This is a genomic window from Arthrobacter russicus, from assembly GCF_031454135.1.
Lineage (GTDB): Bacteria > Actinomycetota > Actinomycetes > Actinomycetales > Micrococcaceae > Renibacterium > Renibacterium russicum.
The window spans coordinates 3,000,763-3,020,455 of the sequence record NZ_JAVDQF010000001.1 but is presented as its reverse complement, the minus strand read 5'-3'; the positions used below and the strand labels follow the sequence as shown (position 1 = coordinate 3,020,455).

At 64.3% G+C, this 19,693-nt stretch carries 19 protein-coding genes; 3 read left to right on the top strand and 16 right to left on the bottom strand.

Going from position 1 to position 19,693, the window contains the following annotated elements; translation table 11 throughout:
- Positions 1 to 7: 7 nt before the first annotated feature.
- From JOE69_RS14025 to JOE69_RS14010, 4 genes are all read right to left on the bottom strand, one after another.
- Positions 8 to 2,014 (bottom strand): acyltransferase family protein, encoded by a 2,007-nt coding sequence (locus JOE69_RS14025; RefSeq protein WP_309801307.1) that lies wholly within the window; start codon positions 2,012 to 2,014, stop codon positions 8 to 10.
- A 253-nt stretch (positions 2,015 to 2,267) separates the two neighbouring features.
- Positions 2,268 to 3,881: a chaperonin GroEL gene (groL, locus tag JOE69_RS14020; RefSeq protein WP_309799706.1), complete on the bottom strand. Its 1,614-nt coding sequence runs from the start codon at positions 3,879 to 3,881 to the stop codon at positions 2,268 to 2,270.
- Between the two features lie 75 nt (positions 3,882 to 3,956).
- Positions 3,957 to 4,253 (bottom strand): co-chaperone GroES, encoded by a 297-nt coding sequence (gene groES / locus JOE69_RS14015; RefSeq protein WP_285728165.1) that lies wholly within the window; start codon positions 4,251 to 4,253, stop codon positions 3,957 to 3,959.
- Positions 4,254 to 4,386: 133 nt separating this feature from the next.
- Positions 4,387 to 5,193, bottom strand: a complete 807-nt coding sequence (locus JOE69_RS14010) for a ZIP family metal transporter (RefSeq protein ID WP_309799703.1) — start codon at positions 5,191 to 5,193, stop codon at positions 4,387 to 4,389.
- Between the two features lie 83 nt (positions 5,194 to 5,276).
- On the opposite strand from JOE69_RS14010, the gene JOE69_RS14005 reads away from it, so the two are divergent.
- Positions 5,277 to 6,494 (top strand): class I SAM-dependent methyltransferase, encoded by a 1,218-nt coding sequence (locus JOE69_RS14005; RefSeq protein ID WP_309799701.1) that lies wholly within the window; start codon positions 5,277 to 5,279, stop codon positions 6,492 to 6,494.
- A gap of 12 nt (positions 6,495 to 6,506) precedes the next feature.
- Here the strand turns inward: JOE69_RS14005 and JOE69_RS14000 are convergent, their stop codons facing one another.
- The 3 genes from JOE69_RS14000 to JOE69_RS13990 form a co-directional block, all read right to left on the bottom strand.
- Positions 6,507 to 7,325: a shikimate 5-dehydrogenase gene (locus tag JOE69_RS14000; RefSeq protein WP_309799699.1), complete on the bottom strand. Its 819-nt coding sequence runs from the start codon at positions 7,323 to 7,325 to the stop codon at positions 6,507 to 6,509.
- Between the two features lie 93 nt (positions 7,326 to 7,418).
- Entirely contained in the window at positions 7,419 to 7,541 is a 123-nt protein-coding gene (ykgO, locus tag JOE69_RS13995) for a type B 50S ribosomal protein L36 (protein ID WP_296362122.1), read from the bottom strand.
- 12 nt (positions 7,542 to 7,553) lie between these two features.
- On the bottom strand, positions 7,554 to 8,630 hold the full coding sequence (locus JOE69_RS13990; RefSeq protein WP_309799696.1) for a GTP-binding protein: 1,077 nt from the start codon (positions 8,628 to 8,630) through the stop codon (positions 7,554 to 7,556).
- A gap of 143 nt (positions 8,631 to 8,773) precedes the next feature.
- Between JOE69_RS13990 and JOE69_RS13985 the strand changes: the two genes are divergently transcribed.
- Positions 8,774 to 9,925, top strand: a complete 1,152-nt coding sequence (locus JOE69_RS13985; protein ID WP_309799694.1) for a glutamate--cysteine ligase — start codon at positions 8,774 to 8,776, stop codon at positions 9,923 to 9,925.
- Positions 9,926 to 9,994: 69 nt separating this feature from the next.
- Here JOE69_RS13985 and tsaD read toward each other — a convergent pair whose 3' ends face one another.
- The 6 genes from tsaD to JOE69_RS13955 all read right to left on the bottom strand — a co-directional run bounded on the left by tsaD (position 9,995) and on the right by JOE69_RS13955 (position 15,034).
- Positions 9,995 to 11,062: a tRNA (adenosine(37)-N6)-threonylcarbamoyltransferase complex transferase subunit TsaD gene (gene tsaD / locus JOE69_RS13980; RefSeq protein WP_309799692.1), complete on the bottom strand. Its 1,068-nt coding sequence runs from the start codon at positions 11,060 to 11,062 to the stop codon at positions 9,995 to 9,997.
- Positions 11,059 to 11,511, bottom strand: coding sequence for a ribosomal protein S18-alanine N-acetyltransferase (rimI, locus tag JOE69_RS13975; protein WP_309799691.1), 453 nt, complete (start codon positions 11,509 to 11,511; stop codon positions 11,059 to 11,061). The genes tsaD and rimI overlap by 4 nt, the downstream gene beginning before the upstream one ends.
- Positions 11,508 to 12,155 (bottom strand): tRNA (adenosine(37)-N6)-threonylcarbamoyltransferase complex dimerization subunit type 1 TsaB, encoded by a 648-nt coding sequence (tsaB, locus tag JOE69_RS13970; protein WP_296362128.1) that lies wholly within the window; start codon positions 12,153 to 12,155, stop codon positions 11,508 to 11,510. Before tsaB ends, rimI begins: the two co-directional genes overlap by 4 nt.
- Before the next feature lie 70 nt (positions 12,156 to 12,225).
- On the bottom strand, positions 12,226 to 12,723 hold the full coding sequence (gene tsaE / locus JOE69_RS13965) for a tRNA (adenosine(37)-N6)-threonylcarbamoyltransferase complex ATPase subunit type 1 TsaE (protein ID WP_309799687.1): 498 nt from the start codon (positions 12,721 to 12,723) through the stop codon (positions 12,226 to 12,228).
- Positions 12,720 to 13,895 (bottom strand): alanine racemase, encoded by a 1,176-nt coding sequence (gene alr, locus JOE69_RS13960; protein WP_309799684.1) that lies wholly within the window; start codon positions 13,893 to 13,895, stop codon positions 12,720 to 12,722. Before alr ends, tsaE begins: the two co-directional genes overlap by 4 nt.
- A gap of 35 nt (positions 13,896 to 13,930) precedes the next feature.
- Positions 13,931 to 15,034, bottom strand: a complete 1,104-nt coding sequence (locus JOE69_RS13955) for a PfkB family carbohydrate kinase (protein ID WP_309799682.1) — start codon at positions 15,032 to 15,034, stop codon at positions 13,931 to 13,933.
- 110 nt (positions 15,035 to 15,144) lie between these two features.
- Between JOE69_RS13955 and JOE69_RS13950 the strand changes: the two genes are divergently transcribed.
- Entirely contained in the window at positions 15,145 to 16,473 is a 1,329-nt protein-coding gene (locus JOE69_RS13950; protein WP_309799680.1) for a family 4 glycosyl hydrolase, read from the top strand.
- A gap of 16 nt (positions 16,474 to 16,489) precedes the next feature.
- On the opposite strand, the gene JOE69_RS13945 is transcribed toward JOE69_RS13950, so the two are convergent.
- The 3 genes from JOE69_RS13945 to JOE69_RS13935 are packed head-to-tail and all read right to left on the bottom strand — an operon-like array spanning position 16,490 to position 19,527.
- Complete coding sequence (locus tag JOE69_RS13945; protein ID WP_309799678.1) at positions 16,490 to 17,812, bottom strand: ABC transporter substrate-binding protein; 1,323 nt, start codon at positions 17,810 to 17,812, stop codon at positions 16,490 to 16,492.
- Between the two features lie 22 nt (positions 17,813 to 17,834).
- Positions 17,835 to 18,674, bottom strand: a complete 840-nt coding sequence (locus tag JOE69_RS13940) for a carbohydrate ABC transporter permease (RefSeq protein ID WP_309799676.1) — start codon at positions 18,672 to 18,674, stop codon at positions 17,835 to 17,837.
- On the bottom strand, positions 18,661 to 19,527 hold the full coding sequence (locus tag JOE69_RS13935) for a carbohydrate ABC transporter permease (RefSeq protein ID WP_309799674.1): 867 nt from the start codon (positions 19,525 to 19,527) through the stop codon (positions 18,661 to 18,663). Before JOE69_RS13935 ends, JOE69_RS13940 begins: the two co-directional genes overlap by 14 nt.
- Positions 19,528 to 19,693: the final 166 nt, after the last annotated feature.

Below are 19,693 nucleotides of genomic sequence, written 5' to 3'. Positions count from 1 at the left end.
ACCGGGTTCATGGGTCTTGGGACCAGCCAGTGGCGGCCAGCAACCGTTGGTTGAACACCGGCCCCAAGGTCGCGGAATAGTCCATGGTCAAGTGGTTGTCGTCGATGTAGACGAACATGTTGCCGACTTCGCCCGGGCACACCTCCGGGGTGCAGAGGTAGTCCGTCAGGTCGAGCATGAAAAGCCCCTCGGGTGGATCCGACACGGATTCGAAGGGGCTCGCCGCGGCGAACAACGACGATCGCGGTGGATTGCATTGCGGGTCTTCGCTGCCTTTGCTGATCACGCATTCGGCCATGTTGAAACTGAACCTGGGGTTGTCCCGCATCGCGATGACCTGGATCCCCTGCGAAATCAGGTTGTTGGTGGCTTCGACGAAACCGGGGGTCAGGGTTTCATCCGATGATGACGGCTTGGCCACAGTGCCGACCGTCAGGACGGCATCCGGCTTGCGTTCCGTCACGTAGTCGGTGGCTTCCTGGTTGAAGGCGTTGCAGTCCGCCGTGGCACTGGGCACACTGACCGTGTAAGGGCAGGCCGCTTTGATGATCGAAACCAGCTGCCAGTTGTTCTCTTCCGCTGCGTATTGCAGGGCCGGCATCCACTGCTGGGAATGCGAGTCGCCGATCACCACGATCGATTTGCCCGGCGCGTTGCTGTTCGCATACGCACGGCAGACCGATTTGATGTCTGGCACGTCGCTGGCCCATCTGCCTTCGCAATCCGAACCCAGCACCGCGAACTGTTCCCAAATCCCGGCTGGTGCGGGTTGGATCGGTGCGTTGGGATTGCCTTGGAACTCGAACCCCGGAATCAACGCAGCAGCACCGGGATTATCCGCCGAAGAATTCTTCGAGGCCTCAGCAACCTGGTTCTTCAGATAACCCTGCCAACTCACCAACGGCACCGCCGCGATGATCACGCACCCCAGAACCACCGGCACCGACCGGTACCAAGCCACCTCGACCCACTTGATCCGCCGAGCCGGACGCTCGATGAACCGCGTGGAAACAATAGCCAACACCACCGCGGCAACGATAATCGCCGAACCCGTGAACCACCCCACCGACTGACGGCCCTGCCAGACCAAGAAAATCACCAGAATCGGCCAATGCCACAAATACAACCCGTAAGCATTCCCGCCCATGAACGTCAACGGCCGGGCACTCAGCACCCGATCCACACCGAACCGCGACGACGTATCCCCGGCAACGATCACCAAAGCCGCCGCCAACGTCGGCCACAACGCCATATACCCCGGGAACTGCTGATCCACCTGCAACACCAAACCGCAAGCAACCATCGCCACGATCCCGACCCAGCCCATCAGAATCCGGACCCGACGATTGATCCCGCCCAAAAACGGCAAAGCCAACGCCAACAACGACCCCAACGCGAACTCCCACAACCGGGTGCGCAGATCGAAATAAGCAAACGCCTGATTCGTCTCCGTCTCCCACACCGAGAACGCCAACGAGACCACGAAAATCGCACCGAACACCAACAGCATCAACCGGCGATGGTCCCAGCCCAACCGCCGGCGCAAGAACGCGATACCCAAGAAAATCAACGGCCAGATCAAAAACACCTGACCCTGGATCGACAACGACCAAAAATGCTGGAACGGACTCGCCGAATCCTTGCTCGCGTAATAATCGACCGCGTTCGCAGCAAGCGACCAATTCTCGAAATAGAACAGCGAAGCCCAACCCTCGGAAATGATCGACGGCCACCGATTCGCCGGCAACAACAACCAACTCATCACCGCCGTGGCAGCAATCACCACCACCGCGATCGGCAACAACCGCTTGAGCAAATGCAACCAATGCCCACCGAGATTGATCCGCTCATCACGATCAATCTTCCGAGCGAACTGCGACGTCATCAAAAACGCCGAAATCAACAAAAACACGTCCACACCGCCGGAAACCCGACCCAACCAGACGTGATAAACCACCACCAAGAAAACCGCGAAAAACCGCAGCCCCTCAATCTCAGGACGAAACCCCCGCACCGGAGCACTCACCGCCGAACCCGGAATCCTCAGGTTCGTACCCCCCAGATGGCGCGCCTTCACTCTATGTACATCCTTTATTCGCACAATGGCCGCGTTAAACGGTACCAGCCGCTCACAGATTCCGCCGGACGACACCTCGACGCCCCCTGTGAAGCCGGAGGGCATCGGCGTTAAACACGTGGGGTGTGGAGGCCAGCCCCCGAAACCGAAGTTTCAAGGGTTGGCCCCCACACCCCACGTGTGGTTTTGCCTAGTGGCTGTGACCCGCGTGCGAGTCTTCGTCCTCTTCCGGCTTCTCCACGACGAGTGCTTCAGTGGTCAGGACCAAAGCAGCAATCGAAGCAGCATTGCGCAGTGCCGAACGCGTCACCTTGACCGGATCGATCACACCGTCCGCGATCAGATCGCCGTAGACGCCGGTCGCGGCGTTGAAGCCGTGTCCGTCGGGCAGTTCGGCGACCTTGCTGATCACGACGTAGCCGTCGTAGCCGGCATTCTCGGCAATCCAGCGCAGTGGTTGGGCGACCGCCCGGCGGACCAGGCCGACCGACGTCGCCGCATCACCGGTGAGCGCCAGCACCTCGGCGTTTTCGTCGAGTGCTTTGGCTGCCTGGACCAGAGCAGAGCCGCCACCGGCGACGATGCCCTCTTCGAGCGCCGCACGGGTCGAGGAAACAGCATCTTCGATGCGGTGCTTCTTCTCTTTCAGTTCCACCTCGGTGGCGGCGCCGACCTTGATCACGCCGATCCCGCCGGCCAGCTTGGCCAGGCGTTCCTGCAGCTTCTCTTTGTCCCAATCCGAATCGGTGCGATCCAGTTCGGCACGCAGTTGCGCGATCCGGTCTTTGACATCCGCATCGGTCCCGGCGCCGTCGACAATCGTGGTGTTGTCTTTGGTCACGGTGATCCGGCGAGCGGTACCGAGGACTTCCAGACCCACCTGGTCCAACGACAAGCCGATCTCCGGAGAGACCACCTGCGCGCCGGTCAGGATCGCGATGTCCTGCAACATCGCCTTGCGGCGGTCCCCGAAGCCCGGAGCCTTGACCGCAACCACGTTCAAAGTACCGCGCAGTTTGTTGACGATCAGCGTCGACAAAGCTTCGCCGTCCACGTCTTCAGCAATGATGAAGAGCGGCTTGGACGCCTTGAGCGCCTTCTCCAGCAACGGCAGGAATTCCTGGATCGAAGAAATCTTGCCCTGGTTGATCAGGATCAAGGCGTCTTCGAGCACGGCTTCCTGGCGCTCGTGGTCGGTGACGAAATGCGGCGACAAGTAACCCTTGTCGAACTGCATCCCTTCGGTCAGCACCAATTCGGTCTGCATCGAGGAGGATTCCTCGATCGTGATCACACCGTCTTTGCCGACTTTGTCGAACGCTTCGGCCAGCAACTCGCCGATCTCTGCACTCTGCGCCGAGATCGCGGCCACCGAAGCGACCTGGCCGCTGCCTACCTCGCGGGCGTTTTCCAACAACCGCTCGGCAATCGCCTCGACCGAGACCTCGATGCCGTGCTTGAGCGCGCTCGGCGCAGCACCGGCAGCAACATTGCGCAGGCCTTCTTTGACCAGGGCCTGGGCCAACACCGTGGCCGTCGTGGTTCCGTCGCCGGCCACGTCGTTGGTCTTGGTGGCTACTTCCTTGGCCAGCTGCGCGCCGAGGTTTTCATACGGATCATCGAGCTCGATCTCGCGGGCGATGGTCACGCCGTCGTTGGTGATCGTGGGGGCACCCCACTTCTTGTCCAGGACGACGTTGCGGCCGCGCGGGCCGAGGGTCACCTTGACCGCGTCGGCCAAGCGGTCGACACCGGCTTCGAGCGAGCGGCGGGCCGCATCATTGAATTCAATCTGTTTTGCCATGAGTCAGTTGTCCTTTCACGGACTAATCCCTGCAACCATCGGCGGGGCCGGCGGTGCAGGGATCGGTCGGGTGGGTTACTTGACGACGATGGCCAGAACGTCGCGGGCCGAAAGCACCAGCAGCTCTTCGCCGCCGGTCTTGACCTCGGTGCCGCCGTACTTGGAGTAGAGCACCACATCGCCGACGGCGACGTCTACCGGTACCCGGTTGCCGTTGTCGTCCACGCGGCCTGGGCCGACGGCGACGACTTCGCCTTCCTGCGGCTTTTCCTTCGCCGTGTCCGGGATCACCAGACCGGAAGCGGTGGTCTGCTCAGCTTCGAGCTGGCGGACGACAATACGATCCTCAAGAGGCTTAATAGAGACCGACACTCGGACCTCTCCTTCTCACACTCAGTAGTTTGTGGGTTTGGCCGCGCCACGGGCGTCAACCGTCGTCGCGGTGCCGGTAGGTGCACCGTGGATACGGCCTTTTCAGTTAGCACCCTCGGTATGAGAGTGCTAACTACGACTCTATTGAGTCGATTAGCACTCGGTCAAGGCGAGTGCCAGTTTTCCGCAGATTCACGGCCCGGGCACAGGCGGTCATTCGCCCAATGCGGCAAATACGTAAACGCAGAGGAACCCCACGAAGAACAACGCCGTCAGGAGCGCCGTCTCCCGGTGCTCGTGGGCTTCTACCAGAAGTTCCTCCACCACCAGGTAGAGCAGTGCCGCCGCACCGAAAGCCAGCACCGCGGCAAGCACCTGCACCGGCGAGCAGGAACAGGGCGATCAAAGCGCCCACGAAGGTGAACAGCGAAAGCGCCGACGTCGCCGATGCGGCGATCAGCGGACGGATCCCCTGGGCTTTCAACGTCAAGGTCAAGGAGACCCCGACGAACAGGATCTCCAAGGTCAAAGCGGCGGCCAGGACCAGCCCTTGGCTGAAACTCAGCGTGGAGCCCAAGCCCACCAAGACCCCGTCCACGAGCAGGTCCACGCCCACTGCCACGATCAGTCCGATCGGCAGGATGGCGGCCTTGCGGAGGCTTTTGGCGTTTTCATACCGGGCTTCCATCGAGCGGCTGAACTGGCTCAAGCCGAGCATCAGGGCGACCCCCAGCACGAAGCCGATTCCGGCCCAGAGCCAATTCCCTTCCTTTTTGACCTCGGGCAACAGCTCGCTCGCCAGGGCCGCCAACACCACGCCGGCGGTGAAATGCTGCACCCCGCTGACCACCTGGCCGGGCGGCTGCCAACGCACCACCGCGAAGGAACCGATGATGCTGGCCAGCACCGGCGGAAGGATGAGCGACAAACTGAGTCCCATGGGCATGGATCCATCACACCATGCCCGCCGGAGGATTCGCAGCCGTCAACGGCAGGGTGCCCGGCGCAAATTAGACTTTCCTCATGTCCACTGAATCGATTGCCCCTCTGCTCAGCACCGAAGGCTGGGAATTGCTCTCCGCGATCGGGCCGTACGCCGAGGCAGATGCGCTGTCCACCTCGGAACGGCTGCGCAAGGCCGGGCACTCGGCCGAGTTGGTTTCGGCGGTACTCACGCAATCCAGATTGCGCAATAAGGCGACCGCCAAGTTCGGCGAGTTCGCCGCGCAGATGATCTTCACTCAAGCCGGCCTCGAACAGGCCACCAGGTTGCCAGTCGCCGCCCTGCACGCGCAGCGTTTCGCTGCCGCCGGAGTCGCCAGAATCGCCGACTTGGGCTGTGGCATCGGTGCCGATTCGCTGGCTTTTGCGACCCTCGATTTGGACGTGACCGCCGTCGAGCTCGACGAGACCACTGCGGCCTGCGCGACCATGAACCTACTCCCCTTCCGCAATGCCCGGGTGATCCAGGCCGACGCCGCCCAGTTCGATCCGGCGACCGTCGACGGCATCTGGCTGGATCCGGCCCGGCGGGACTCCACGAGCTCCGGCACCTCCAGGATTTTCGATCCGGAAGCTTTCTCCCCACCGCTTTCCTTCGTCGAGCGCCTCGCCGAACGGGGCATGCCGGTGGGCGTGAAGCTCGGGCCCGGAATTCCGCACGAATCGATCCCGGCCGGTTGCGAAGTGCAATGGGTCTCGGTGGACGGCGATCTGGTGGAGGCCACGCTGTGGTTCAATGCGCTGGCCCGACCCGGCATCCGCCGATCGGCGCTGCTGCTCGGTGCTGCCCGCGGCGCCGAACTGCACAGCGCCCTGGACTTCGATCCGGCGGCGCAGGACGCTCCGGTAGGACCGCTCGAGGGCTACCTTTACGAGCCTGATCCGGCAGTGATCCGCGCCGGGCTGGTCGCGGACCTGGCGAAACGGATCGGGGCGCACCTCGTCGACCCGCAGATCGCCTATTTGGCCGCGGCCGAACCGTTGGACACACCTTTTGCGCGCGGCTACCGGATCATCGACGTGCTGCCGTACAACGTCAAAGTATTGCGCAATTGGGTCCGGGAAGCCGGAATCGGCACCCTGGAGATCAAAAAACGCGGTACCGCGGTCACTCCCGAAGAGCTCCGCAAACAGCTGCTCGGCGGAAAAGCCGGCAAAGCCAAAGCCAAAAACTCGGCCACGCTGGTGTTGACCAGGATCGGCAGCGAGCGGGTGGCCGCCGTCGTCGAACCGCTCTGAACCCGGCGCGGCTCAGGACTCGGCACGGGAAAACTCCGAGGCTTCCCGGACCAATTCGGCGCTCGGCCGCACCCCGGTGTAGAGCACGAACTGCTCCTCGGCCTGGATCGCGATCACTTCGGCACCGGAAATCACCTTTTTGCCCAGCGCTTCCGCGGTTTCGACCAATGGCGTCCGGGCCGGCAGCGCCACCACGTCGAAGACCGTCTCGGCTGCCTCGATCGCGGACAGCGGAAAGGCCAGCACCGATTCGTCTGCGCCTTGCATGCCCAACGGAGTGACATTGATCAGCAGTTGCGCGTGGTGTTCCGCCACCTCCGGCAGCCAGTCGAATCCGTAGAGCGCAGCGAGCGCCGGCCCGGTTTCGGAATTCCGCGCGACGATGGTCACCGAACCGAATCCGGCATTCCGCAACGCCGCGGCGACCGCTTTGGCCATTCCGCCCGAGCCCTGCAGCAGCACGGTGCTCGTCACCGGAATCCGGTGCTCCAGCAGCAGCCGCTCGATCGCGAGGTAGTCGGTGTTGTAGGCGGTGAGCACGCCGTCGTCGTTCACGATGGTATTGACCGAATCGATCGCTTCCGCGGAGGGCGAGATCCGGTCCAGCATCGGGATCACGGCTTCCTTGTAGGGCATCGAAACCGCGGCGCCGCGAATGCCCAGCCCGCGGATTCCGCGTACCGCATCGGCGAGGTCCACCGGGGCGAACGCCTTGTAGACGAAGTTCAAGCCGAGCCGGTCGTAGAGGTAGTTGTGGAATCGCGTACCGATATTGCTCGGCCGTGCCGCGAGTGAAATGCACAAGGTCATGTCTTTGTTCAGGATAGGCACGGTATCCAGGATAGCCGCCGGTCCCGGATCTCTCCCGGACCCCGGGCCAGCTTCGGGGCGGAACGGGGCCGGCAGCGGGACCGGCAGTCGGTTTCAGCCCTGGCGGGCTTTCATCCTGGGGTTCAGTTTGTTGATCACGAACGTCCTGCCGCGGCGGCGGACGATCTGCGCTCCGGGGACCTTCTTCAAAGCCCGGAGCGAGTTTCTGACTTTCATGGTTTTCCTCCTTCAATGACGGCTGTCTAAGCCGAATGGGTCGTCGAAATATTCCGGCCGGTTGCCCGCTTCAGCCAGACTCAATTGCGCGGAGTCCAGCAAGTCGTGGACTTCCGATTCGATCAGTTCGTCGGCCCGGCCAGTCAGCGCCAGGACACTGCCCGGCTGCTCGATCCCGGGCAGCCAATCCCCGGTGTTCTCCAGCCAAAGCCTGGGCCCGATGCCCCGGACCGCGATCCGCCGTTCCGGCGTGGATGCGAGCCAAAGCCGGCCGCGGACCCAACAGCTTCCGGCCGCCAGCTCCGGCAGCACGGCACGGAAGCGTTCCGGGTGCAGCGGCCGCTGCAGTTGGTACCGGACGGTGCGGAAGACACCTGGGCTCCGGTCCTCCGCCACCCGGACTTCGCCGGGTGCCTGGCGGGCCATAAGCTCGTCGAGATCGAAACAGCCGGGCCGGACCTGCTCGGTGCGGAGCGCCACCGCGGCGTGCGGTGCAAGTTCGTGCAGCAACTCCAGGCCGAGCGCGCGCTGCGGGTGCGCGGCCTCGATCAGCGCATTCGCCAATGACGGGGACGGCAGTACGGTATCCGCCTGGGCCAGCGTTCCGACCAGGAATTCGCCCTGGGTCCGCGGATCTTTCGGGTAGCTGGTCAATCCCAGCGCGGAGAGCCCCCGACGGTCCCAGAGCTGGTCTTCGAGTTCTGCCGGATCCAGGGCGAGCACCGCGTTGTCGATGCAAAAGGCTTCTTCGAGCCCGGCGTAAAGCGCCTCCACCACCATGTCCGGCTCCACCCCCGGCGGCAGCGCCAATACGGCGTGTGGCACCCCTTCCCGGATCAACCGGCGCACCGTCGGCACCAGGTCCAGGCGCACCGTGCAGGAAAGGCAGCCGTGCTCCAGCCGACCGGAGCTCCGCTCCTGCAATTCGCCCTGCCGGTAGATCCGACGGAGCACCAATGCGCTGTTCCCGAGGCCATCGTCCAAGAGGTCATGGACCACGATCACCGAGTCCGGGTGGGTGCCGGAAAGCAGTTCCGCGCCGCGCTGACGACAGTGCGGATCCAGCGAGGCCAGAAGAGAAAGATGCATGTTTTCCAAGTTACATGCGAACGATTCTCATTTGCAAATGCCTCGATGACGGCCCGAAGTCATCGAGTCGGAACCGGGGCTCCGGCTGAATTAGACTTGGGCGACACTTATCCAGCCTTGCTGACCTCCGGAGGGGGCGAATCATGGAAATACCTTTCGGCGATTCAGCCCAATCCACGCTCGGCGTCGAATGGGAACTGGCCCTGGTGGATGCCGAAACCGGCGAACTCACCCCGCAAGCAGATTCGCTGCTGCGGGTGATCAATGCGGAGCACCCAGAACTGCAATCCGATGAGGAACATCCGCACATCAAGCGCGAGTTGCTGCTCAACACCGTGGAATTGGTCACCGGCGTCTGCCAGACCGTGGCAGAGGCGAAAGCCGACCTGGGCCGCTCGCTCGGCACCGTACGCGAAGCCGCCGACCGCGCCGGCGTCGAACTCATGTGCTCCGGGACCCACCCGTTCAGCCATTCCCAAGCCCAAGCCGTCACGGACCAAGCGCGTTACGCCAAACTGATCGATCGGACCCAGTGGTGGGGATCGCAGATGGTGATCTACGGCGTGCACATCCACGTCGGCCTGGACTCGGTGCACAAAGCCATGCCAGTGCTCGACGGCCTGGTCAATTACGTGCCGCACTTTCAAGCGCTTTCCGCCTCCTCGCCGTTTTGGAACGGCGAGGACACCGGGTACGCCTCGCAGCGGGCCTTGATGTTCCAGCAGCTCCCCACGGCCGGTTTGCCCTTCCAGTTCAAAGACTGGTCCGGTTACGAGAACTACGTGCAGGACGTGCTCACCACCGGTGTGATCGATCAACAGAGCGAAATCCGCTGGGACATCCGGCCGGTTCCGGCACTGGGCACCATTGAAATGCGGATTTGCGACGGGATGGCGACTTTGGAAGAAGTCGGCGCGGTCGCCGCGCTCACGCAGTGCCTGGTGCAGTCGTTCTCCGACCGGCTCGATGACGGCGGCAGCATCCCGACCATGCCGCCTTGGCATGTACAGGAAAACAAATGGCGGGCTGCCCGCTACGGCATGGACGCCATCATCATCCTGGACGCCGAATCCAACGAAAAGCTGGTCACCGAAGACCTCTTCGAGTTGCTCAACAAACTCGAGCCGGTTGCTGCCCGGCTCGGTTGCGCGGCCGAACTCGCCGACGTCGAGAAGATCATCCGACGGGGCGCCGGCTACCAGCGGCAACGAGCCGTGGCCCGGGCCCACGACGGCGACCTGCACGCGGTCGTCGACGATCTGGTCGCACTGCTCCGGGACGGCCACCAAAACTGACGCCGAGCGGCCACCTCTGCAGGCCAAATCCGGGTTTTGACGTGTAGATCAGGCCACTCGACGGCGGGTTCAGAGGCAGATGGTGGTCACCGGGAGCGAAGAATCCGGAGCGAAGCCCAAGCCCGACGGCTGCACCCCGCGTTGCACCAACTGCGCGCCCAGGGCGGCCACCATGGCGCCGTTGTCGGTGCACAACGACGTCGCCGGGACCAGCAGCTCGATTCCGGCCGCGGCGGTCCGTTCCGCAAGCAACTCCCGCAGCCTGGAGTTCGCCGCGACGCCGCCGCCCAGCAACAAGGTTCCGATTCCCTGTTCCTGGCAGGCGAGCACCGCTTTGGCGGTCACCACGTCCAACACTGCTTCCTGGAACGACGCCGCAATGTCCGCAGTCGGGATTTCGGTGCCGGCGGCTTCGTCCTGCTCCACCCGCCGGGCCACCGCGGTCTTGAGTCCGGAAAAGGAAAAATCGTAGCGGTGCGGGCCCGGTGCTTCCCGGCTGCCCAGGTACTTCGGCGCAGTCAGGCCACGCGGGAAAGCCACCGCGGCGGGGTTCCCGCTACGGGCCAATCGGTCGATCGCCGGCCCGCCGGGATAAGCCAAGCCGAGGATCCGGGCGATTTTGTCGAAAGCCTCGCCGGCGGCGTCGTCGATCGTCGCGCCGAGCAACTCGACATCCTCGGTGAGGCTGCGGACCCGGAGGATTTCGGTGTGCCCGCCGGAGACCAGGAGCGCGCCGAGGTTTTCCGGAAGCCGGTTGCCGAGCGCGGAATCCAAGAGCCCGACTCCGACGTGCGCGACCAGGTGGTTGACCGCGTAAAGCGGTTTTCCGGTCGCCAAGGCCAGCGCTTTGGCCGCGCAGACGCCCACCATCAAGGCTCCGGCCAGACCGGGACCAGCAGTGACCGCGATCGCGTCGATGTCCGCCAAGCCGACCCCCGCGGTGGCCAGCGCTTCATTGAGCGTGGGGACGATCGCATCCAGATGCGCCCGGGAGGCAATTTCCGGAATCACCCCGCCGAACCTCACATGCTCGGCCATCGAAGAGGAAACCGTGTTGGCCAGCAATTGGGTACCCCGGACGATGCCCACGCCGGTTTCGTCGCAGGAGGATTCGATTCCCAGTACCAGCGGCATCATGCTTGTGCTCCCAACTGCGCCCGCATCACCAGGGCGTCCACGCCGTCGCGGTAGTAACGCGGCCGCAGATGAATCTGTTCGAACCCGAATCGCCGGTAGAGCTGCTGCGCTCTGGGATTGTCTGCCCGGACTTCCAACAGCACCTCGGTGGCGCCCCGGCGGCCGGCTTCGGCCAACAACTCGGTCAGCAAGGCAGTGCCGATGCCCTGCCCTTCGAAATCCGGCAGAACTGCGATGGTCTGCACATCGGCGACCGGCGGCAAACACATCAGACCGGCATATCCGACGATTTCGTCCCGGTCCTCGGCGACCAGATAATGCCGGCTGGCCTGGGCCAACTCGTCGACGAACATCTGCCGCGGCCAGGCGTCGATCGGGAAAAGCACGCCTTCGAGCTCGGCGACGGCATTGACGTCCGCTGCGGTCATCACCCGGAATCCTGCGCTCATAAGGCCCGTTTCCTCGGCCCGGGGACTTGGGCGTCGGATTCGCGGAGGTACTGCGGAGCACTGTCCAGAAGCGCTTGGCCGGCCCGCAGCCTGGCCGCTGCCGAAAGCCCCAATGCCGCCGCGGTGGGCTGGGCCGCGCGGAACTCCTCGACCGCGTGGCCAGCCAATGCCTCGGCATAGATGCCGGCGCCGAATCCGTACACCGGCAGCTCCGGAAGCTCAGACGCCGCGCCGACGTTCGGCCCGGCCAACAAGGTCCCATCGGCGGCGTAGCGCGCCCAATACACTTCCTTCCGCCGCGCATCCGTGGCAACCAGGAACTCCCCCGACGGCGGCGCTGCCGCGGTCTGCACGGCCCAGGCCAGCGCGTCCAGGCTCAGCACCCCGTGCAACGGGACCTGCCAGACGTCGGCGAGCACTCTGGCGGTCGCGATTCCGGAGCGGAGCCCGGTGAACGGGCCAGGACCGACGCCGACCGCGATCGCTTGCGGGGTGTCCCGGCCCTCCAGCAGACGCCCGATACCCAAGGCGAGCACTTCGGCGTGGCTCCGGGTGTCCTCGGTGGCGAAGGCGTCGAGCAGTTCTTCATCCTGGATGAGCGCGGCAGAGGCTATGGCCGAGGTGTCGATGGCGAGCAGAAGCACGGTACCAGCCTACGGGATGGTGCAGACCGGCGGTGCCGCGCGGCTTCGGGGCCAGGAGCTTCCGCCGGCATCACGACCCGAGGAGCGAACTGAAGTCCGTGCCTTCCCAGCGCGGCCCGACGGCCATCAGGTCAATGCTGCGCGGCTCGTCGTCGGCATCTCCAGCAGCTCCGGCTTCGTCGGCAGCGCCGCGGTTCAGCCGGATCCGCAGATAGGAATCGCTCAGGTGTTCCACTCGGCCGTCGCCCCACTCCACCACCGTGACCGAAACGTCCATGGTGTTCTCGAGGTCGATGTCGTCGATCTCGGCCGCAGAGGCCAGCCGATAGGCGTCGACATGCACCAAATCCGGCCCCCCGACCAGCGAAGGATGGATCCGGACCAGCACGAACGTCGGCGAGATGATACCGGCCCGTACCCCCAGCTGCTCGCCCAAAGCCTGGGTGAACGTGGTTTTCCCGGCTCCCAGTTCACCGGAAAGGATGATCAGATCGCCGGCCCGGAGGAGCCCTGCCAAAGCCCTGGCGAGCCGCCGGGTCCCAGCCAGATCGGGAACATCGAGCTTCATTCTGCGGCTTCCGCGGCGGCCCCGGCGTGCAGATACACCCTGGGCACCCTGGGCGCGATCCGGGTCACCACCTCGTAATTGAGGGTGCCCGCTGCTGCCGCCCAGAGATCCACCGAAGGATCGCCGGCCTCGGCTGCGCCGAACAGCACTGCTTCCCGCCCGAGCAGCGATTCGCCGTCCGCCACCCTGTTGCCCGGGCCGAGGTCCACGACCATCTGGTCCATCGCGATCCGACCGACCACTGGATAGATTTCGGTACCGATCCGCACCGGGCCACCGGTCGCGATCCGGGGCACCCCATCGCCGTAGCCGAGCGGGATCAGGGCCAGAGTGCTCGGTTCACCGGTCCGGTAGTGCAGCCCGTAGGAGACGCCTTGCTCGGCCGGCACGTCTTTGCAATGGGCCACGAAAGTCTTCAGCGTCATGGCCGGTTTGAGGCCCAAATCCTCAGAAGTCTGACCGGCGAACGGCGAGAGCCCATAGAGTCCGATGCCGGCCCGGACCAAGTCGAAATGCGTGTCCGGCCGGGAGAAGATCGCCGGAGTATTCGCCAAATGGCGCACTTCGACGTCGACTCCGGCATCTTCCGCGATGGCCACGGCTTCGCGGAACCGGCGCAACTGCACATCGGTTTCTTCCCGGTGCGGCTCGTCCGCGACGGCCAAGTGCGAGAACAAGCCCACCACGCGCAGCAAGCCCTCGTCTTGGTACTCGAGCGCTTCGCCGATCACCGAATCCCAGAGTGCACTGGTGCTGCCGTTGCGGCCCAGACCGGTGTCGATCTTCAAATGTACCCGGGCTGGGCGTTGCTGTTCCCGGGCCGCTGCCACAATGTGCGCGAGTTCCCAACCGGAGACGCCGAGATCGATCCCGGCCTCGACCGCGGAGCCGAAGTCAGTTGCCGCGGTGTGCAGCCAGGCCAGGATCGGCGCCTCGATGCCGTCCGCCCGCAACTCCAGCGCTTCGCGGACGTGCGCCACGCCGATCCAGGCGGCTCCGGCCTGCAACGCTGCCGTCGCCACCGGCACCGCGCCGTGGCCGTACCCATCGGCCTTGACCACTGCCATGACCTTCGCCGGCGAAGCGATCTGGGCGATCCGGCGGACGTTTTGCCGGATCGCCTCGAGGTCGATCACGGCTTGGCGTTCAGGGGGGAAATCTGCGCGGTTCACCAAACCAGTCTAAGTGCGCAGGCGACCGGAACGGCTCAGGCGTCGGAATGGTGCGCGATGGTGGCAGTGGCCCTGCGCACCGCCTCCGAAGGCACGTCCAGGACCAGGTCCTCGAGGAAGGCGTAGCGCCTCAGCCACTGTTTTCGGACCCCGGCCCGGGCCGAATTCATCCGGTGCCACCAGTCCGCGATGTCGCCCCAACCGGGCGCGGCGAGCGAACCGCCCACCTGTTGCACGGACAACGACGCGCAGAGGTTCGCGAAACTGAGCCGGTCAGCAAGCCGCCAACCGGCCAGGGTTCCCATCACGAAGGCCGCGCCGAAACAGTCGCCGGCACCGGTGGGGTCCCACGCTTGGACCGGCAGCGCCGGCACCCACTCCTCTTCGCCGCTTTCCGCGTCGATCGCCATCGCGCCTTGCTCGCCGACCGTCACCACGGCCACCGGGACCCGGTCCGCGAGAGCGTAGAGCGCCGCCCAGGGATCATCGGTCCGGGTGAAAGCCATCGCTTCGGGGCCATTGGGCATGAACGCATAGAAATGTTCCAGGTGCTGCAGAGTTTCCACCGGCCACTGCCCGCTGGGATCCCAGCCGACGTCGCCGAACAGTTTGGTGCCTTGGCGCGCCGCGGTGATGGCCCAGGGCTCGATCTGCGGTTCCAAGGAGACCACGGCGGCTCGTGCACCGGGTGGATTCCCACCGAACAACTCGGTGGCCGATTTCGGTGCCGGATGCCCGTGCGAGATCATCGAACGGTCCTTGTGCACGGAGAGCGAAACCGTCACCGGTGAATGCCAACCGTCGAAGCGCTCAGAATTGCCCAAGTCCACATGCTCCTGGTCGCACAGCACGGTCCAGTTGAAATCACCGTAGCCGTCGTCGCCGAACGCTGCGGCCAAGCTGGTGTTCAATCCCAGCCGGCTGGCCGCAATCGCCTGGTTGGCCACCCCGCCCGGGCAGGAACCCATGCCGTCGCTGAAGATTTCGGTGCCTTTTTCCGGCAGTTCGGCCAGGCCGGTGAAGATGATGTCGAAGAACACCGACCCGCTCAGGATCAAATCGAATTGCGGCTGTTCCGGACCGCGGTGCGCGGCGAGCGGATCGAATCGCTTCTGTGTGGCGTTTGCCCCCGGTTTCATGCCACGAGCCTACTCGTCTCTCCGCGCCGAGCGTTGACTTGTGGCGGCTAACAAGGGTTTTGACCGCCACAAGTCAACGCTCGGCGGATGTGGCAGGCAGAATGGACCTCATGCGTCTGGTGATTGCGGGTGGCGGCGGCTTTCGGGTTCCTTTGGTGTACCGGGCGCTGAGCACCGGGACGCACTCCGGGTTGATCGATTCCGTGGTGTTGCACGATGTCGACCCGGACCGGCTCCGGGCCATCCTGGCGGTGATCGAGGCGATGCCATTCCCCGGCCCGCCGGTGGAACTCCGGGAATCGCTCGAAGAAGCCCTGCCCGGTGCAGACGTGGTGTTCGCGGCCACCCGGGTCGGCGGCACCGCCGGGCGGGTTCTGGACGAACGCGTGGCTCTGCGGCTCGGGGTGCTCGGGCAGGAAACCACCGGAGCCGGCGGAATCAGTTACGCCCTGCGCTCGATCCCGTACATGCACTCGCTGGCCGGCGCGATGGCGGAGCACTGCCCGGAGGCTTGGCTGGTCAACTTCACGAACCCGGCCGGCATGGTCACCCAAGCGCTGCAAACTCTGCTTCCGGGACAGGTGATCGGCATCTGCGATTCGCCACTGGGTTTGGTCCGGCGGGCTGCCGCAGCGGCCGGGGTCTCGCTGGACGGCATGGCCGGTGTCGACTACTTCGGGCTGAATCACTTGGGCTGGTTGAACGGCTTGACCGAGGCCGGCACAGATCGCCTGCCCGGACTGCTGGCCGCCGCGGACCGACTGGACAGTTTCGAAGAGGGGCGGCTCTTCGGTGCGGATTTCCTGAGGTCCCTGGGCTCGCTGCCGAACGAGTACCTGTTTTACTACTACCGCCGCGAAGCTGCGCTCGCCGCAGTGCAGCAGGCTCCGCAGACCCGGGGCGAGTCGATTGCGCATGCGCAACGCAGCAGCTATCCGCAGTTCCACGGACCCGAGGCGTTCCGGCACTGGGATGCCGCGCGCCGGGCCCGCGAGCAGGGCTACCTCGCCGAGGCCCGGAACGACGGCGAACCCCGCGACGAGCCGGACCTCGCCGGCGGCGGCTATGAAGAAGTCGCCTTGGCCGCGATGAACGCCCTGCTTACCGGTACGCCGGCCGAGTTGATCCTCAATGTGCGCAATGGGAACACCATGCCGGCGCTGGAGCCGGACGCGGTGCTCGAAGTGCCCAGCCGGGTCGATGCCTCGGGCGCCCGGGCTCTGCCGTTGCTTTCGACGCCGTCGATGCACCAACTCGGCCTGATCGCCCAGCTCAAAGCCGTGGAAACCGCAGTCGTCCGGGCGGCCCTGCACGGCGAACGGGACCAGGCGCAGCTCGCCTTCAGCCTGCATCCGCTGGTCGGCGACGAATCTTTGGGGCGGCGACTGCTGCAAGGCTACGAAACCGCTTTCCCGGAACTCAAGCTGCTCTGGCAGTGAATTCCGGGGCTGCCGTTCAGCCCTTGACCGCCTTGTTCGCAGCGTCCTGCGCTTGTTTCAACCCTTCGGCAACCGGCGTGCGGCCCAGGAACATCTCATTGAAAATCGGCTTCCAGGCGTTCACCGCGGCCCCGTAGTTGGTGCCCACCGGGGCCTGGATGGTTTTGCCCTGCGCAGCCTTGGCGAACTGCGAAACGTCGACGCCCTTTGCATTCCAGTAGTTGCGGTACGCGTCTTGCGCACCGAGTACCGCGGGATCGGCGGCTCCCTCGGCTCCGATGAACTTCGCACCCTCGGCCGAGCCGAGCCATTGCAGCACCTTGTTCGTCGCGTCCTTGTTCCCGGTCTTCGCATTGCCCGCCGCAATGATGTTGTTCACTACCGAGACCGCGCCTGCCGGGCCGGCCGGCATCGGCGCGACCGCCCACGGGAAGCTGGCCCCCTGGGCCACGTTCGCCAAGTTGTAGGTGCCGGATTGGAACATTGCGATCTTGCCCTGGATGAACTGGTCCCGCATGAAATCACCGTTGTCGTTGCTGTTCGCGGCGCCCGGGGACACATGGTATTTGTTGATCAGATCGATGATGTACTGGAAAGCCTGGGTGCTTTGCGGCGAAGCGAAAACAAAGTCTTCGCCGTTTTGGAATTCGCCGCCGTTCTGGCCGATGAAGTTGTAATAGATCGCCTGCAGATCCTGGCTCGCGTTGTACCCGTATTGCACGATGTTGCCCACATCGAACGCCGGATCGTCGGCGGTTTTCCCGGCCGCGTCGACAGTCAGTTTCTGCGCAGCCTTGAGGAAGGTGTCCTTGGCCGGATCGGTCGGGTTCCACTGCAGGTCCGCCAAGGAGACCCCCGCCTTGGCCACCAGGTCTTTGTTGTAATAGATCCCGATTCCGCCGTCGGTCAGCTGCGGCACTCCCCACAAAGTGCCGTTGCGCGTGTATTGGCTGACCGCCGCCGGAACCCATCCGGCCTTGGCCGCATCGAAATCCGCGCCGATCGGCAGCAGCGAGCCGCTGTCCGCATAAGGCGAGAAGTACGAGGATGAAATCCAGAAGATGTCGTCCGCATTCCCAGCGGAGACATCCGTGCGGAGCTTGTTGAAATAGGTGGCAAAGGGTTCCAGCACGGTCTTCACCGTGATTCCGGGATTCTTCGATTCGAACTCCCGGAATGAGGATTCGTAGGCTTTCTGCACCTGCTCGTCCCACAGCCGGACGGTCACCGTGGTCGTCGCGGCCGAGCCGGTGCCGCCCGGATCTGCCGGCGAGCACGCCGTCGTGGTCAGGGCCAATGCCGCGGCCACGGCGAGCGCGGACTTCTGCCAGATCTTCATTGCTTTCTCCTTGGGTTGCGGCCTATTTGAATCCGGTGATCGCGATCGACGACACGATGTTCTTCTGGAAGACCGCGAAAAGCAGCAGCAGCGGGGCGATCGCCACGGTCGTCGCGGCCATCACCAACGTCCAATTGCCGTTGTACTGGCTCTGCAGACCGGCGGTGGCGACGGTGACGGTCTGCCAGGTCCGGCCACTGGTGATGATCAGCGGCCAGAGGAAATTGTTCCAATGGGTCACCACGGTGATGATGGTCAGGGTGGTCAGGATCGGCCGGCTCAACGGCACCACGATGGACCTGAGGATTCGCAACGTCCCGGCGCCGTCCAACCGGGCGGCGCTGATCAGGTCTTCGGGAATCGAACGGAAATACTCGCGCAACAGGAAAATCGCATACGGCGAACCGAACAGGAAGGGCAACACCAGGGCCCAGAAGGTATTCCGGATGCCCAGTTGCGAGAACAACGTGTACAGCGGGATGATCGTCACCACTTGCGGCACCATGAGCGTCGCCAGGTAGAGCCAGAACAATCCGTCCCGGAACCGGAATTCGATTCTGGCGAAGGCATAGGCCGCCAGGACCGAAAACAGCAGTTGGCCGACCGTGACCAGGCCCACGACTTGGGCGGTGACCACGATCGGTGCGACGAAATTGCGCTCCCCGCCGAAAAGCGAGGCGAAGTTCTCCCCGGTAGCCGGACTGGGCGGGCGCAATGCCGATTCGCTGGCGAACTGTTCCGGCGTCTTGAACGCAGTCATCACGGAAAGCACGAACGGCGCCACGGTGACCAGCAGACCGAACAGCAGCAGGAGGTAGACGCCCGCATTTCTCAGGATCACGGCCGGGCTAGGCGAGGTCATAGGTGATCCTCCTGCGGAAGTAGAGCTGCTGCAAGACCGTCACCACGATCAGGATCACGAACAGCACCAGCGCCATCACCGAGGCATGGCCCACATCGAAATCCTTGAAGGCTTTGGCGTAGATCCTGGTCGCAATCACATCGGTGCTGCCTTGCGGGCCGCCATTGGGCGTGAGCGCATAGATGCTGTCGAACGCCTGGAAACTGGAGATGACCCCGGTGACCAGGACGAAGAACATCGTCGGCCGCAGCAAGGGAAGCTTGATCCGCCAGAACGTCTGCACCGCATTGGCACCGTCCACCCGTGCGGCGTCGAGCGTCTCCTGCGGCACCGCCGCCAAGCCGGCCATGAAGAACAACGTCACATAGCCCACCTGGGACCAAATGCTGACCGCGGCCACCGACGGCAGGGCCAGAACCGGATCACTCAACCACGGCACATTGCGGCCCAGCAGCGCATTGAGCGCGCCGCCGGTCGGCGCGAAGATCCAGTTCCACACCACGCCCAAGGCCAAGGGGGCGCAAATCCACGGGATCACATAGATCACCCGGAAGAATCCGGAACCCGGCAAACCCCGGCTGAGCAGAGTGGCCGCGAAGAGTCCCAAAGCGGTTTGCAGCGGAATCACCAAAAGCACGAAAAGCCCGGTCACCAGCAGCGACCGGCCGAATCCCGGATCACCGAAAACGTCGATGAAATTCTGCCCGCCGACGAAACTGGCCGGGCTGAGCAAGTCCCAGTGCTGCATCGAGAGCCAGATGACCACCAGGATCGGGAACAGCAGGAACGCGGCGATGCCGAAGAGGCTGGGCGCCAAGAGCGCATACCCGATGCCCGCTTCCCGTCGTGCCATGATCACCCGCTTTCGGTTTCCTGTACGAACTAATCAAAGTTAACCGCAAACTCGGACGAAAGCCCGTTTCCGCGGCAGCTGCTTCATCTGCAGCAACCTCGGGGACCGGATTCTTCCCGCGCCAGGCAGGAAACGACGTACAGTTCCCAGCCCGCGGCCAGCCCCA